This window comes from Buttiauxella gaviniae (genome assembly GCF_040786275.1).
Classification (GTDB): domain Bacteria; phylum Pseudomonadota; class Gammaproteobacteria; order Enterobacterales; family Enterobacteriaceae; genus Buttiauxella; species Buttiauxella gaviniae_A.
On record NZ_JBFMVT010000002.1, the window covers coordinates 802,683 to 816,928 of the forward strand.

At 49.0% G+C, this 14,246-nt stretch carries 16 protein-coding genes, 1 pseudogene and 1 other annotated feature; of the genes and pseudogenes, 8 read left to right on the forward strand and 9 right to left on the reverse strand.

The annotated features are described in order from the left end of the window. The first annotated feature begins 57 nt into the window (after positions 1–57). The 4 genes from bamD to pheA all read left to right on the forward strand — a co-directional run bounded on the left by bamD (position 58) and on the right by pheA (position 2,819). A complete protein-coding gene (gene bamD, locus AB1E22_RS04425; protein WP_367594262.1) occupies positions 58–795 on the forward strand; it encodes an outer membrane protein assembly factor BamD in 738 nt (245 codons plus the stop codon). Between the two features lie 271 nt (positions 796–1,066). Beyond that, positions 1,067–1,405, forward strand: a complete 339-nt coding sequence (raiA, locus tag AB1E22_RS04430; RefSeq protein ID WP_367594263.1) for a ribosome-associated translation inhibitor RaiA — start codon at positions 1,067–1,069, stop codon at positions 1,403–1,405. A 105-nt stretch (positions 1,406–1,510) separates the two neighbouring features. After that, positions 1,511–1,637 (forward strand) — a sequence feature (Phe leader region). Beyond that, a complete protein-coding gene (gene pheL / locus AB1E22_RS04435; RefSeq protein ID WP_121497579.1) occupies positions 1,512–1,559 on the forward strand; it encodes a pheA operon leader peptide PheL in 48 nt (15 codons plus the stop codon). It overlaps the preceding feature by 48 nt. 21 nt (positions 1,638–1,658) lie before the next feature. Further along, positions 1,659–2,819: a bifunctional chorismate mutase/prephenate dehydratase gene (gene pheA / locus AB1E22_RS04440; protein WP_367594264.1), complete on the forward strand. Its 1,161-nt coding sequence runs from the start codon at positions 1,659–1,661 to the stop codon at positions 2,817–2,819. Between the two features lie 29 nt (positions 2,820–2,848). On the opposite strand, the gene AB1E22_RS04445 is transcribed toward pheA, so the two are convergent. From AB1E22_RS04445 to aroF, 3 genes are all read right to left on the reverse strand, one after another. Continuing rightward, entirely contained in the window at positions 2,849–3,724 is an 876-nt protein-coding gene (locus tag AB1E22_RS04445) for an SMP-30/gluconolactonase/LRE family protein (protein WP_367594265.1), read from the reverse strand. A 75-nt stretch (positions 3,725–3,799) separates the two neighbouring features. After that, on the reverse strand, positions 3,800–4,921 hold the full coding sequence (gene tyrA, locus AB1E22_RS04450) for a bifunctional chorismate mutase/prephenate dehydrogenase (RefSeq protein WP_367594266.1): 1,122 nt from the start codon (positions 4,919–4,921) through the stop codon (positions 3,800–3,802). Positions 4,922–4,932: 11 nt separating this feature from the next. Continuing rightward, positions 4,933–6,003 carry a 3-deoxy-7-phosphoheptulonate synthase AroF gene (aroF, locus tag AB1E22_RS04455; RefSeq protein WP_367594267.1) on the reverse strand — a complete coding sequence of 357 codons (1,071 nt, stop codon included), beginning with the start codon at positions 6,001–6,003 and terminating at the stop codon, positions 4,933–4,935. 289 nt (positions 6,004–6,292) lie between these two features. Between aroF and AB1E22_RS04460 the strand changes: the two genes are divergently transcribed. Beyond that, on the forward strand, positions 6,293–6,664 hold the full coding sequence (locus AB1E22_RS04460) for a DUF2799 domain-containing protein (RefSeq protein WP_367594268.1): 372 nt from the start codon (positions 6,293–6,295) through the stop codon (positions 6,662–6,664). A 57-nt stretch (positions 6,665–6,721) separates the two neighbouring features. Here AB1E22_RS04460 and rplS read toward each other — a convergent pair whose 3' ends face one another. The 5 genes and pseudogenes from rplS to ffh form a co-directional block, all read right to left on the reverse strand. Continuing rightward, positions 6,722–7,072: a 50S ribosomal protein L19 gene (gene rplS, locus AB1E22_RS04465; RefSeq protein ID WP_064513203.1), complete on the reverse strand. Its 351-nt coding sequence runs from the start codon at positions 7,070–7,072 to the stop codon at positions 6,722–6,724. After that, positions 7,056–7,881, reverse strand: a pseudogene (gene trmD, locus AB1E22_RS04470) (tRNA (guanosine(37)-N1)-methyltransferase TrmD). Before trmD ends, rplS begins: the two are co-directional and overlap by 17 nt. Before the next feature lie 46 nt (positions 7,882–7,927). Continuing rightward, positions 7,928–8,476 (reverse strand): ribosome maturation factor RimM, encoded by a 549-nt coding sequence (rimM, locus tag AB1E22_RS04475; protein ID WP_367594269.1) that lies wholly within the window; start codon positions 8,474–8,476, stop codon positions 7,928–7,930. An 18-nt stretch (positions 8,477–8,494) separates the two neighbouring features. Continuing rightward, on the reverse strand, positions 8,495–8,743 hold the full coding sequence (gene rpsP, locus AB1E22_RS04480) for a 30S ribosomal protein S16 (RefSeq protein ID WP_064560612.1): 249 nt from the start codon (positions 8,741–8,743) through the stop codon (positions 8,495–8,497). 113 nt (positions 8,744–8,856) lie between these two features. Beyond that, positions 8,857–10,218: a signal recognition particle protein gene (gene ffh, locus AB1E22_RS04485; protein WP_367594270.1), complete on the reverse strand. Its 1,362-nt coding sequence runs from the start codon at positions 10,216–10,218 to the stop codon at positions 8,857–8,859. Between the two features lie 166 nt (positions 10,219–10,384). Here ffh and AB1E22_RS04490 point away from each other — a divergent pair, with 166 nt between their 5' ends. Continuing rightward, positions 10,385–11,173, forward strand: coding sequence for a cytochrome C assembly family protein (locus tag AB1E22_RS04490; RefSeq protein ID WP_367594271.1), 789 nt, complete (start codon positions 10,385–10,387; stop codon positions 11,171–11,173). A 26-nt stretch (positions 11,174–11,199) separates the two neighbouring features. Next, on the forward strand, positions 11,200–12,486 hold the full coding sequence (locus AB1E22_RS04495; protein WP_367594272.1) for an HlyC/CorC family transporter: 1,287 nt from the start codon (positions 11,200–11,202) through the stop codon (positions 12,484–12,486). A gap of 101 nt (positions 12,487–12,587) precedes the next feature. On the opposite strand, the gene grpE is transcribed toward AB1E22_RS04495, so the two are convergent. Continuing rightward, positions 12,588–13,169 (reverse strand): nucleotide exchange factor GrpE, encoded by a 582-nt coding sequence (gene grpE, locus AB1E22_RS04500; RefSeq protein ID WP_367594273.1) that lies wholly within the window; start codon positions 13,167–13,169, stop codon positions 12,588–12,590. Positions 13,170–13,298: 129 nt separating this feature from the next. Between grpE and nadK the strand changes: the two genes are divergently transcribed. Further along, complete coding sequence (gene nadK / locus AB1E22_RS04505; protein ID WP_367594274.1) at positions 13,299–14,177, forward strand: NAD(+) kinase; 879 nt, start codon at positions 13,299–13,301, stop codon at positions 14,175–14,177. Positions 14,178–14,246: the final 69 nt, after the last annotated feature.

Sequence of the window (14,246 nt, forward strand, 5' to 3'; positions counted from 1 at the left end):
ATCGGGAGCTGGAACTGAGAGCCTCCCGGATAACATTCTGAGGAAAGTCAAAACGTCATGACGCGTATGAAATATCTGGTGGCAGCAGCCACGTTGAGCCTGGCTTTGGCTGGTTGCTCCAGTTCCAAGGATGAGGTTCCTGATAATCCACCTTCTGAGATCTATGCGACTGCCCAGCAAAAGTTGCAGGACGGTAACTTTAAAGCGGCGATAACGCAACTGGAAGCGCTGGATAACCGTTATCCGTTCGGGCCTTACTCGCAGCAAGTGCAGTTAGATCTTATTTACGCTTACTACAAGAATGCTGACTTGCCGCTGGCTCAGGCAGCTATCGATCGCTTTTTGCGCCTAAATCCTACCCATCCAAACGTTGACTACGTACTTTACATGCGCGGTCTGACGGATATGGCGTTAGATGATAGCGCATTACAAGGTTTCTTTGGCGTAGATCGTTCAGACCGAGATCCACAGCATGCGCGCGATGCATTCAACGATTTCTCTAAGCTGGTGCGCGGTTACCCGAACAGCCAGTATGTCACCGATGCCACTAAGCGTTTGGTGTTCCTGAAAGATCGTTTAGCAAAATATGAGCTTTCCGTGGCGCAATACTACACTAAACGCGGCGCGTGGGTTGCAGTAGTTAATCGTGTCGAAGGAATGTTGCGTGATTTCCCTGATACTCAAGCCACCCGTGATGGTCTGAAGCTGATGGAACAAGCTTACCGTGAAATGCAAATGCCAGCTCAGGCTGAAAAAGTTGCAAAAATTATTGCGGCAAACAGCAGCAACACCTGATTTATCGTGTTAGAAAAACAAAATGGCAGCCATTGGCTGCCATTTTTATTGCCTGAAAACGTCTTACTGAAACGGTTTAGCGTCAGGTCATCCTATCAAATATGGACGCTATTTTGCCGTTCCACAAGCTTTAAAAACAGAGATCCTGTTCTGCCTCACAAAAAGGGTTTACTGACAAAAAGTGACAAAATTGTGTGATTTACATCACGCAATTTGACATTCAGAAAGGTATGCTGGAGTTACCAAGACGGGAAAGACAAGAGGTAACTTTATGACAATGAACATTACCAGCAAGCAAATGGAAATCACCCCAGCTATTCGTCAACACGTCGCAGACCGTCTAAGTAAACTGGACAAGTGGCAAACTCATCTAATTAATCCACACATTGTCCTGTCCAAAGAACCGAAAGGCTTTGTGGCTGATGCCACAATTAACACACCTAATGGCCAGCTCGTAGCGAGCGCCAAACACGATGATATGTATACGGCTATCAACGATTTGATTAACAAACTGGAGCGGCAGTTGAATAAAGTGCAACACAAGGGTGAAGCACGTCGCACAGCAGGCTCAGTGAAAGACGTTGCTATCGCGGAAACTGAAGAAGAGTAATGAGTTAGCTTTATCATTCATGACAACGCGCCTCCGGGCGCGTTTTTTATTGACAGAGCGAAAACAGACCGAGTACCTTACTTATCTGACTTATCAGGAACCAACCATGAAATTACTCCCGTTTTTCTTCGCATTCTTTTTTACCTTCCCCTAAATGGGAGGCAATTCGTCGTGTGATAAAGAATGCGAAGACGAACAAACAGGCCTCCCCCAAACGGGAGGCCTTTTTTATGGCTTTCGAAAAGGTAGCGTTATGAGTGAGACAAACCCCTTGCTGGCACTGCGCGATAAAATCAGCGCCCTGGATGTAAAATTGCTGGCGCTGCTGTCAGAGCGTCGCTTATTGGCTGTTGAAGTCGGGAAAGCCAAACTCGCGACTCACCGCCCGGTACGCGATATCGATCGTGAACGGGATTTGCTGGAGCGCCTGATTACTCTGGGTAAAACGCATAATCTTGATGCCCATTACATTACTCGCCTGTTCCAGCTCATCATTGAAGATTCGGTTCTGACACAACAAACGCTCTTACAGCAGCATCTTAATAAAACTAATCCTCAGTCAGCGCGTATTGCATTTCTTGGCCCGAAAGGTTCTTACTCACACCTGGCTGCACGTCAGTATGCCGCGCGTCATTTTGAACAATTTATTGAAAGTGGCTGCGCCAAATTCCATGACATTTTCAATCAGGTCGAAACCGGACAAGCTGATTACGCCGTCGTGCCGTTAGAAAACACTAGCTCAGGCGCAATTAACGATGTCTATGATTTATTGCAGCACACCAGTTTGTCCATCGTGGCGGAAATGACGGTTCCCATCGATCACTGCGTATTAGTAAAAGGCACCACAGATTTAGAGACTATTCACACGGTCTACAGCCATCCGCAACCTTTCCAGCAATGCAGCCAGTTCATTAACCGCTATCCGAACTGGAAAATTGAATATTGCGAAAGCACTTCTGCGGCAATGGAGAAAGTCGCTCAGGCTGACTCACCACATGTGGCTGCGCTGGGCAGCGAAGCCGGTGGCGCGCTGTACGGTCTACAGGTGCTGGAACGTAACCTCGCAAACCAGACGCAAAACATCACTCGTTTCATCGTGCTGGCTCGTAAAGCAGTTGAAGTGACTGACCAGGTTCCGGCGAAAACAACATTATTGATGGCAACAGGCCAACAAGCCGGTGCGCTGGTAGAAGCATTGCTGGTTCTGAGAAACCACAATCTCATTATGACGAAACTGGAGTCGCGCCCGATTAACGGCAATCCGTGGGAAGAGATGTTTTATCTGGATGTTCAGGCAAACCTGAACGATGAAGGCATGCGCAAAGCACTTCGTGAACTGAGTGAAACCACGCGTTCAATGAAAGTGCTCGGCTGCTACCCAAGTGAAAACGTGGTTCCCGTCGATCCGGTATAATACTGGTAGTAAGCCAGCGTTATGCTGGCTTACTGTATCTCTTTGAATTTCAGCTTTGGCATTCCTGCAACCGCCACATTAAGCGTAAAAATCGCACCTGAAAGCGGCCTTTCTGCAATTTCAACATCATCCATATTTTCACGTGTCGTGGTAATAAATAACGTTTTCATATCATTGCCGCCAAAACAGACCATCGTCGGGCAACGCACTGGTAGCTCGTACTCTTCCAGAATTTCACCCTTCGGAGATAAGCGCGCAATACGAAATCCATCAAAGAGCGCGGTCCAGTAGCACCCTTCCACATCCATTGCTGCACCGTCAGGAATGCCCTGCCCTGGCCCAAACCGTTTAAACACTTCACGCTTGCCCGGTTCACCTTGCTCATCCAAACGGGTTCGGTAAATTACGCGGTTTGGCGTATCTGAGGTATACATCCATTTTTTATCTTCACTGAAAGCCAAACCGTTGGCGCCATGAATATCATGCTGGATAACATGTGGAGTCAGATCGTTATCTACCCGGCACAACAATGCACCGTTGTAATCTCCCGGCCCCCAAAATGTGCCTGCATAAAAACGCCCATCTCGATCGGTTCCACCGTCATTGAAACGGGCCAGTGCAGGATTATTCGGATTGTCGCAAACTTTTCGCGTAATCAGCCCAGTATGATTCGTGAGATAAATTCCGCTGCGCAGCGCGACAATAAAGCCGCCCGTTTCACATAGCGCAAAACAACCCACTTCTTCGGAAAACTGAATCACATCATGTTTTTTGTTAATGACGTTATAACGATGAATTTCGTTTTCGAGAATGTCCGTCCAATAGAGGCTATTTTCCTCAGCACTCCACGTAGGGCATTCAGGTAGATGACCGGTGTAATCGAACAGAACTTGCGGCTGCGCCATTTCTCTATCCTTTTCGCCAATAAAAAAAGCCAACAGGTTTCCCTGATGGCTTTTGATTATAAAACCTTTTCGCGATTACGGGCGGCTATCATTTGCCTGGCGTAATAAAGTTCGGCTTTCACTCTGGAAGCGCTGCGCGTAATCGCCAAACCAGTGTTCAACTTTACGGAAACTGTCGATAAACGCCTGCTTATCGCCATGCTCCAGCAAACCAATCGCCTCGCCAAACCGTTTGTAATAGCGCTTAATCAGATCAAGATTGCTTTCTGAAGACATAATAATATCCGCGTAAAGCTGTGGATCTTGTGCGAATAAACGCCCGACCATCGCCAACTCAAGGCGATAAATCGGTGAAGAAAGTGCTAACAACTGTTCAAGTTGAACATTTTCTTCTGCCAGATGCAGGCCATATGCGAAGGTTGCAAAGTGACGCAATGCCTGAATAAACGCCATATTCTGATCGTGTTCAACGGCTGTGGAACGGTGTAAACGCGCGCCCCAAACCTGAATCTGTTCCAGGAACCACTGATAGGCTTCAGGCTGGCGACCGTCGCAATAAACAACGACTTGCTTCGCAAGGCTCCCGCTATCTGGTCCAAACATCGGGTGCAGCCCCAGAACAGGGCCCTGGTGCGCCGCTAACATAGCTTGTAGTGGGCCATTTTTCACAGATGCCAGATCAACCAGAATACAATCCTCAGGCAACCGCGGTAACTGAGTGATAACTTGCTCAGTGAGATGAATAGGCACACTCACGATGACCATGCCCGCATCAGCCATTAACTCAGGTGCTTTAGCCCAATCTTCTTTCTCAAGGATCCGCACCTGGTAGCCAGATAACGTGAGCATTTTTTCGAACAAACGCCCCATTTGACCGCCGCCACCGACGATAACCACTGGTCGCAATGCAGGATAGAGCGTTTTAAAGCCTTTATCATTTTCGCTTGAGTACGACTCACGCATTACACGGCGCAAAACGTCTTCAATCAGATCCGGCGGAACGCCCAACGTTTCAGCTTCTTTGCGGCGTGAAGCCAGCATAGCCGCTTCACGTTCAGGGACATAAATAGGTAAACCATACTGGCTTTTGACTTCGCCAACTTCCGCTACCAGTTCCAGGCGGCGTGCCAGTAGTCCCAGCAACGCCTTATCCACTTCGTCAATTTGATCGCGCAGCGCGGTCAATTCAGCCACCATAATAAAACCTCTTATGCCTGACGCGCCGCAAGCGTACCGTTCAGATCCAGGTGAATCTCACGCAATAAATTTTCAGTGGTTTCCCAGTCGATGCATGCATCAGTGACGGAGACACCGTATTTCATTGTGCTGCGTGGTTGCTCTGAAGATTGATTACCCTCGTGGATATTACTTTCAATCATCAGGCCAATAATCGAACGGTTACCGTCTTTGATCTGAGCGACTGCTGATTCAGCAACGCCCGGTTGGCGGCGGTAGTCTTTGTTTGAATTGCCATGGCTGCAATCTATCATCAAGGCCGGACGGAGTCCCGCTTGGGTCATCTCTTTTTCACACTGTGCGACATCTGCAGGGCTGTAGTTGGGCGCTTTGCCACCACGTAAAATCACATGACCATCAGGGTTACCCTGCGTTTGCAGCAAACAAACCTGACCTGCCTGGTTGATACCCACAAAACGGTGCGGCATAGATGCAGCACGCATCGCATTAATCGCGGTACCCAAGCTGCCGTCCGTACCATTTTTAAAACCAACCGGCATAGAAAGGCCGGACGCCATTTCACGGTGAGTCTGGGACTCAGTGGTACGTGCACCGATTGCTGACCAACTGAACAAATCACCAAGATATTGCGGGCTGTTTGGATCAAGCGCTTCTGTCGCCAGGGGCAGCCCCATGCTTACTAACTCAACCAGCAAGTGACGGGCGATTTTCAGACCCGCTTCAACATCAAATGAACCATCCATATGCGGATCGTTAATCAGCCCTTTCCAGCCCACGGTCGTACGAGGCTTTTCAAAATAGACGCGCATCACGAGGTACAGACTATCGCTAACTTGTTCCGACAATGTTTTAAAACGACGAGCATATTCAATCGCAGCTTCTGGGTCATGGATCGAGCAAGGTCCACACACCACTAACAGACGAGGATCGCTGCCAGCGATAATATTGGAAATAGTCTGGCGAGATTGTTCGATCTGCGCTTCTTGATCGGCCGTGAGCGGGAATTCCGCTTTCAGTTGATCAGGTGTGATTAATACTTGTTCGTCAGAAATATGAACGTTGTTCAGCGCGTCTTTTTGCATGATGGCGATCCTGTTAGCTCGTTTGCGATAGTCGTTTCCTCAGTGAGGATGGCCTTACATTACCAGCTTTAGTAAAGATTGCAATCCATTTTACGTAAACAATACGTTACACCACTAAAATAATTGCCGCTTAAAGCGCAAAATGAAGTAATAGTTGTAAATATAAATATACACTCATGCATGCCAATCCATTTTTTCAGCGCAATCATGCATTCTTTAAAAATAGCGGAGTACAAATTCATAAGCGCTCTATGCTCAGAGAGTACTCTTTGAAATGGATATCCCTCTCATGCGCTGCATAGCACTTATTCCCGTCTTATTCCTGTCAGCTTGTTATGTTGATCCCTACACCCATGCTCCGACACCCGCCCCAACAGACTGGTACCAGGCGGGCTGGGATGACGCGATGTCCGGCCAACCTATAAGAAGTAATCTGGTGATTGCGCATATGCATAATGACGAGAAGGTGGATCGCCAGGAATGGTTAAAGGGATATGCACAAGGCCAGCAGCGGATATGCGATCCAAAATTCTTAGTGATTCAGGGGCAAAGTGGGAAATCATTTCCGGCAAGCTGCGAAACTCTGCCAGACGCTGAAATCCGCCGCGCAGAGTGGCAAAAAGGTGAGCGTGCAGGATTTCAGGAATCGTTTATGCGTTAGATAAAAAAAGGGCTGCCAAATGGCAGCCCTTGATATGGATGTCGCGCTAGCGAAATCTTACTTAGTAAGACGCTCTTTGATACGAGCAGATTTACCAGTACGCTCACGCAGGTAGTACAGTTTAGCTTTACGAACGGCACCACGACGTTTAACAGCAATGCTGTCGATTACTGGGGAGTGAGTCTGGAATACACGCTCAACACCTTCGCCGTTGGAAATTTTGCGAACAGTGAATGCAGAGTGCAGACCGCGGTTACGGATAGCGATAACCACGCCCTCAAATGCCTGCAGACGTTTTTTAGAACCTTCAACGACCCATACTTTCACTTCCACGGAATCACCCGGACGGAATGAAGGTACATCCTGTTTCATCTGTTCTTGTTCAATTTGCTTAATAATGTTGCTCATAATTTAATCTCTTATCCTGGGTAAACTGATATTTAGGGGCTTTCGCCATCCCATCATGTTTATGTTGCTGTATTTGCGTGTTCTCGTTGGAACTCCGCCAGCAACTTTGCTTGCTCTTCAGTCAGAGCCAGGTTTTCCAGAAGTTCAGGTCTTCTAAGCCAGGTACGGCCCAGCGACTGCTTCAGACGCCAACGGCGTATCTCTGCATGGTTTCCCGACAGTAAAACTGGCGGAACCTCCATGCCTTCTAACACTTCAGGGCGAGTATAGTGTGGGCAATCCAACAATCCATCGGCAAACGAATCTTCGATTGCTGATGCCTGATGCCCCAGAACTCCCGGAATAAACCGTGACACTGAGTCAATCAGAACCATTGCTGGCAATTCACCACCGCTGAGAACGTAATCGCCGATTGACCATTCTTCATCAATTTCGGTTTGGATTACACGCTCATCTATCCCTTCGTACCGACCACAAACCAGAATTAACTTCTCATTTGTTGCCAGTTCGCTGACGCCTTCTTGATCAAGCTTGCGCCCCTGAGGTGAAAGATAGATAACCTTAGCACCTTCCCCTGCCGCTGCTTTCGCTGCGTGGATGGCTTCCCTTAGCGGGTTTACCATCATGAGCATACCCGGTCCGCCGCCGTAAGGACGATCGTCCACGGTACGGTGCCGGTCATAAGTGAAGTCTCGAGGACTCCAACTTTGGATGCTCAGCAGGCCATTTTTTACTGCCCGGCCAGTTACCCCGAAATCGGTAATTGCGCGGAACATCTCTGGAAACAGGCTAACTACACCAATAAACACAAGCCAATCCCCATGTACGCCGTCTTTTACCGTTTATCCGGAGGTTTTAAAAACCAGGATCCCAATCTACTTCAATGGTTTGAGTAGCGAGATCGACTTTCTTGATAACCTGCCCATCGAGGAACGGAACTAACCGCTCCTTGATACCGAACGCATCTTTCAGGTTTGCCTTAATGACGAGAACGTCATTTGAGCCGGTTTCCATCATGTCGATGACTTTACCGAGCTGGTAACCCTGAGTAGTCACTACCTGGCAACCCATAAGGTCTTTCCAGTAATAGTCACCCTCTTCGAGACCTGGCAATTGCGTGGAATCAATCACAATTTCGCAATTAGTGAGAAGATTCGCCGCATCCCGATCGTCAACGCCTTTCAGCTTGATGATCAGATCCTGATTGTGGTGCTTCCAGCTTTCCAGCTGTACTTGCTGCCACTGACCCGCCTTCTGGATAAACCAGGGCTGATAGTCAAAAATGCTATCGGCGTCTTCGGTGGAAGAAAACACTCTGAGCCAACCACGAATCCCATAGCAGGAGCCCATCTTGCCCAATACGATTGGGTTAACAGGTGCCTTTGCAGCGAGTTGATTGCTCATCATGACCACCGTGACAGATTAAGCTGCTTTTTTTGCTGCTTTGATCAGCGCAGATACGCGATCAGAAACGGTTGCACCCTGGCCAACCCAATGCTCGATACGATCCAGATCCAGGCGAGTAGCCTCATCTTTTTCAGAAGCGATAGGGTTGAAGAAACCAACGCGCTCAATGAAGCGACCGTTACGTGCATTACGGCTGTCAGTAACAACAACCTGGTAGAACGGACGCTTTTTAGCGCCGTGACGTGCTAAACGAATAGTTACCATAACATCCTCTTTAGTGAATAAAACACCGGGCCCCATCGAGGGACGGAGCCCGGTGTCATATTAAAAGCCCGAAAATTTTACTCATTTCGGCGCAAAATGCAATCTAAATGAACTTAGCGACCTGGGAAACCTGGCGGCATCATACCTTTCATGCCGCGCATCATTTTCGCCATTCCGCCTTTCTTCATCTTCTTCATCATGCGTTGCATGTCGTCGAACTGCTTGAGCAGACGGTTGACATCCTGCACCTGCATACCCGCCCCCATCGCGATACGACGTTTACGTGAACCTTTGATAATTTCTGGCTGCGCACGCTCTTTGAGCGTCATGGAGTTAATAATGGCTTCCATACGCACCAGAACTTTGTCATCCATTTGCGACTTAACGTTATCCGGCAACTGCCCCATACCAGGCAATTTGCTCATCATGCTCGCCATGCCGCCCATGTTTTTCATCTGCTTGAGTTGCTCAAGGAAGTCGTTCAGGTCGAAACCGTCGCCTTTCTTCAGCTTACTGGCCAGTTTTTCAGCCTGAGCGCGGTCAACTTTACTTTCAATATCTTCGATAAGCGACAGAACATCGCCCATTCCCAGAATACGGGAAGCAATACGATCCGGATGGAAAGGCTCCAGGGCTTCGGTTTTTTCACCGACACCGAGGAATTTAATCGGCTTACCGGTGATGTGACGAATAGAAAGAGCGGCACCGCCACGCGCATCACCGTCGACTTTCGTCAGCACGACGCCCGTCAGGGGTAACGCTTCGTTAAAGGCTTTTGCGGTATTCGCCGCATCCTGGCCCGTCATGGCGTCAACAACAAACAGGGTTTCAACCGGGTTAATCGCAGCATGAACCTGTTTGATTTCGTCCATCATCGCTTCATCAACGTGCAAGCGACCAGCGGTATCCACCAGCAGCACGTCAAAGAATTTCAGCTTCGCTTCTTTCAGCGCCGCATTAACGATATCGACCGGCTTTTGGCCTGCGTCAGACGGGAAGAAATCAACACCGACTTGTTCAGCCAGCGTTTCCAACTGTTTGATCGCCGCAGGGCGATAAACGTCGGCAGAAACCACCAGCACTTTTTTCTTGTGCTTTTCGCGCAGGAATTTACCTAACTTACCGACGCTTGTGGTTTTACCCGCACCTTGCAGACCGGCCATCAGCACAACGGCTGGCGGCTGTGCTGCAAGATTCAGGCTCGCATTCTCTTCGCCCATCGCCGCAACCAATTCGGCGCGAACGATTTTGACGAACTCCTGACCTGGGGTCAGGCTTTTGTTAACTTCATGGCCAACCGCTTTTTCTTTAACACGGCTGATAAAGTCACGCACGACAGGTAGCGCAACATCCGCTTCCAACAGCGCCATGCGCACTTCGCGCAGGGTTTCTTTTACGTTCTCTTCAGTCAGCCGCCCGCGGCCGCTGATATTGCGCAGAGTGCGCGACAGACGGTCAGTTAAATTATCAAACATTGTCTTTAGCCTAACGTGGTAACTTAGGGCCGCAGCTTGCGACACAAAACAGAATTTTGCGGATTATAACATGAAGCCGCCTTTGATGTGATGCAACGGTTGGAGCAGGCGGCAGGTAACGTTATACTGCTTTTTTTCATCTCTGGCTAATTGACCGACACTTTATATGCCTGTTTTCGCAATCCTTGCGCTTGTAGCCTATTCCTGCAGCCTCGCGCTGATCATCCCGGCCCTGCTGACAAAAAACAGCGGATGGCGCCGTTTCGCTATTATATCGGCCGTTGTCGCGCTTATAAGCCACGGTCTGGCGCTTGAAGCGCGTATATTTACCCCTGACGGGGGTCAGAACCTCAGCTTGCTTAACGTCGGCTCGCTTGTCAGCTTGATGATATGCACCGTGATGACGATTGTCGCCTCGCGAAACCGCGGCTGGCTGCTGTTACCGATAGTTTACGCTTTTGCGTTAATTAATCTGGCGCTCGCTACCTTTATGCCTAACGAATTCATCACTCACCTGGAAGCAACGCCGGGCATGATGGTGCATATTGGTTTATCTCTCTTTGCCTACGCCACGCTGATTATTGCCGCACTTTACGCGCTACAACTGGCCTGGATTGATTATCAGCTCAAAAATAAAAAACTCGCCTTCCGCGCTGAAATGCCACCGTTGATGAGCATTGAGCGTAAAATGTTTCACATCACTCAAGTCGGTGTTGTTCTGCTGACGTTAACCCTTTGCACCGGTCTGTTTTATCTGAAAAATCTTTTCAGCCTGGAAAACGTCGACAAAGCGGTATTGTCGATTCTCGCATGGTTTGTCTACATCGTATTGCTGTGGGGACACTATCATGAGGGGTGGCGAGGCCGCCGTGTAGTGTGGTTTAACGTTGCGGGTGCAGCCATTCTGACCCTCGCTTATTTTGGAAGCCGCGTCCTGCAACAATTCGCCGGCTAACATTGTATTTATAAAGGAACACCCTTTTGGAACATATCTCAACGACTACGCTGATTGTCACACTGATCATCATGGTAGTCGTTTCAGCGTACTTCTCCGGCTCTGAAACCGGCATGATGACGCTTAACCGCTATAAATTGCGCCATCTTGCTAAACAGGGTAACCGCGCAGCTAAACGGGTCGAAAAACTTCTTCGTAAACCAGACCGTCTGATCAGCCTGGTGCTCATCGGTAATAACCTCGTCAACATTCTCGCCTCAGCCATCGGCACCATCGTTGGTATGCGGTTGTACGGCGATGCGGGCGTGGCGATTGCAACCGGAATCCTCACCTTTGTGGTATTGGTTTTCGCCGAAGTTTTGCCAAAAACGATTGCCGCCCTGTACCCGGAAAAAGTCGCCTTCCCAAGCAGCTTCCTGCTAGGACCGCTGCAGATACTGATGATGCCATTAGTTTGGTTGCTTAACGTCATCACCCGCATGCTGATGCGTCTAATGGGCATCAAAAACGTCAGCACCGTCAGCAGTGCACTTAACAAAGACGAGTTACGCACTCTGGTACATGAGTCACATTCAAAGATTTCTCGCCGCAACCAGGACATGCTGCTCTCGGTGCTGGATCTAGAAAAAATCAGCGTTGACGACATCATGGTGCCGCGAAATGAAATTGTCGGCATCGATATTAACGACGACTGGAAATCCATCGTTCGCCAACTGACGCACTCTCCGCACGGCCGCATTGTGCTGTATCGGGACACCCTCGATGACGCCATCAGCATGCTGCGCGTGCGTGAAGCCTATCGTCTAATGACGGAAAAGCAGGAGTTCACCAAAGAAACCTTGCTGCGCGCTTCGGATGAAATTTACTTCGTACCGGAGGGAACGCCACTTAACGTTCAGTTGGTCAAATTCCAGCGCAATAAGAAAAAAGTCGGTCTGGTCGTCGATGAATACGGTGATATTCAGGGGCTGGTGACAGTTGAAGATATTCTCGAAGAGATTGTCGGTGATTTCACCACCTCAATGTCTCCGACGCTTGCCGAAGAAGTCACGCCACAAAATGACGGCTCCGTAATTATTGAAGGCGGTGCAAACGTGCGTGAAATCAACAAAGCGTTCAACTGGACGCTCCCGGAAGACGAAGCGCGAACGGTAAACGGCATGCTGCTCGAAGAGCTACAAGAAATTCCGGCAATCGACACCCGCGTGCGTTTAAGCCACTACGACATCGATATTCTCGACGTTCAGGACAATATGATTAAGCAAGTGCGCGTAACGCCAGTTACACCGCTTCGCCAAAGCGTTGAAGAATAACAGGCAAAAAAAAGCCAGCCGCTAAGGGGCTGGCTTTGATATAGGAAGAACCTATTTGTAAGGCTGATAAATAAAATACTATCCGTCTTACTTAGAGCAACTTACTTCGCTTTCGCAACAGAAACCATCGCGGCACGAAGGGTGCGGCCATTCAGGGTATAACCCTTTTGCATCACCATCAGCACGTGGTTTGGTGCCACATCTTCAGATTCAACCATCGCAATCGCCTGGTGCACATCCGGGTTGAAAGGCACGTTTGTGTCGCCAATCACTTCCACACCGAACTTACGCACTACATCCAGCATCGATTTCTGAGTTAACTCGATACCTTCGATCATGGCGGCTAAATCGGCGTTGGACTTATCTGCCACTTCCAGAGCACGGTCCAGGCTGTCGATAACCGGCAGCAGCTCGTTGACAAACTTGTCCAGCGCGAACTTGTGCGCTTTCTCAATATCCAGTTCGGTACGACGGCGAAGGTTTTCCATTTCCGCTTTATTGCGTAACACGCTGTCACGCTCGCGCTGCTGAACTTCTTCCAGTTGCGCTGTTAAATCGGCAATTTGTTCATCGCGCGGATCAACCACTTCGGCACCTTCTACGGCCTCGACTTCTTCGTGGCTTTCCATTGCAATTTCGTCCGAGACTTGCTCGTCTGGTGTTTTCTGATCTTTACTACTCATGAATTTCTCCGCGTTTTTAGCATTCATCTCGCTGGTTCGCTTATTATGGGGATCAGTTTCCGGGATTCAAGGGAACGTGACATATTGTCATAAACGTCACTCTATCTGCGCATAAGGACCATCAGCATAATGAACAAACATTTCAACTGCATTGGTATTGTCGGGCATCCTCGTCACCCTACAGCCCTCACCACGCATGAAATGCTGTATCGCTGGCTCTGCACCAAAGGCTACGAGGTGATTGTTGAGCAGCAAATTGCTCAGGAACTTAACCTAAAAAACGTTAAAACCGGCACGCTGGCAGAAATTGGCCAACAGGCCGATCTTGCCGTGGTGGTCGGCGGCGATGGCAATATGCTCGGTGCGGCCCGCGTTCTTGCTCGTTATGATATCAAAGTCATCGGCATCAACCGCGGCAATCTCGGTTTTCTCACCGACCTTGACCCGGATAATGCCCAGCAGCAACTCGCGGATGTCCTTGAAGGCCATTACATTGCTGAACGCCGATTTTTACTTGAAGCCCAGGTTTGCCAGCAGGATACACCGACGCGCCTGAGTACGGCTATCAACGAAGTGGTTTTGCACCCTGGCAAAGTCGCGCATATGATTGAATTCGAAGTTTATATCGATGAAGTCTTTGCTTTCTCGCAGCGTTCAGACGGCCTGATTATCTCAACACCTACCGGCTCAACCGCCTATTCACTTTCTGCCGGCGGGCCTATTCTCACTCCGTCGCTGGATGCCATCACACTGGTGCCGATGTTCCCGCACACCCTTTCGGCGCGCCCGCTGGTGATCAACAGCAGCAGTACAATTCGCCTGCGTTTTTCACATATGCGTAGCGACCTGGAAATTAGCTGTGATAGCCAGATTGCGCTTCCAATTCAGGAAGGTGAAGATGTGCTGATTCGCCGCTGCGATTATCACCTCAATCTCATCCATCCTAAAGATTACAGCTATTTCAATACCCTAAGCTCAAAACTGGGTTGGTCGAAAAAATTGTTCTAAAAAATGCACCAGACTCTTTACTGTATATAAAACCAGTTTATACTGTATGAAAACACAGTTATGTCTTTT

Excerpts from the sequence above, each read along its gene's own strand:
- aroF (WP_367594267.1), bottom strand. The coding sequence starts at position 6,003 with ATGCAAAAAGACGCGCTGAACAACGTTCATATTTCTGACGAACAAGTA.
- grpE (WP_367594273.1), bottom strand. The coding sequence starts at position 13,169 with ATGAGTAGTAAAGATCAGAAAACACCAGACGAGCAAGTCTCGGACGAA.
- AB1E22_RS04460 (WP_367594268.1), top strand. The coding sequence starts at position 6,293 with ATGCGCTGCATAGCACTTATTCCCGTCTTATTCCTGTCAGCTTGTTAT.
- pheA (WP_367594264.1), top strand. The coding sequence starts at position 1,659 with ATGAGTGAGACAAACCCCTTGCTGGCACTGCGCGATAAAATCAGCGCC.
- bamD (WP_367594262.1), top strand. The coding sequence starts at position 58 with ATGACGCGTATGAAATATCTGGTGGCAGCAGCCACGTTGAGCCTGGCT.
- rimM (WP_367594269.1), bottom strand. The coding sequence starts at position 8,476 with ATGAGCAATCAACTCGCTGCAAAGGCACCTGTTAACCCAATCGTATTG.
- rplS (WP_064513203.1), bottom strand. The coding sequence starts at position 7,072 with ATGAGCAACATTATTAAGCAAATTGAACAAGAACAGATGAAACAGGAT.
- AB1E22_RS04445 (WP_367594265.1), bottom strand. The coding sequence starts at position 3,724 with ATGGCGCAGCCGCAAGTTCTGTTCGATTACACCGGTCATCTACCTGAA.
- nadK (WP_367594274.1), top strand. The coding sequence starts at position 13,299 with ATGAACAAACATTTCAACTGCATTGGTATTGTCGGGCATCCTCGTCAC.
- AB1E22_RS04490 (WP_367594271.1), top strand. The coding sequence starts at position 10,385 with ATGCCTGTTTTCGCAATCCTTGCGCTTGTAGCCTATTCCTGCAGCCTC.
- ffh (WP_367594270.1), bottom strand. The coding sequence starts at position 10,218 with ATGTTTGATAATTTAACTGACCGTCTGTCGCGCACTCTGCGCAATATC.
- rpsP (WP_064560612.1), bottom strand. The coding sequence starts at position 8,743 with ATGGTAACTATTCGTTTAGCACGTCACGGCGCTAAAAAGCGTCCGTTC.
- raiA (WP_367594263.1), top strand. The coding sequence starts at position 1,067 with ATGACAATGAACATTACCAGCAAGCAAATGGAAATCACCCCAGCTATT.
- tyrA (WP_367594266.1), bottom strand. The coding sequence starts at position 4,921 with ATGGTGGCTGAATTGACCGCGCTGCGCGATCAAATTGACGAAGTGGAT.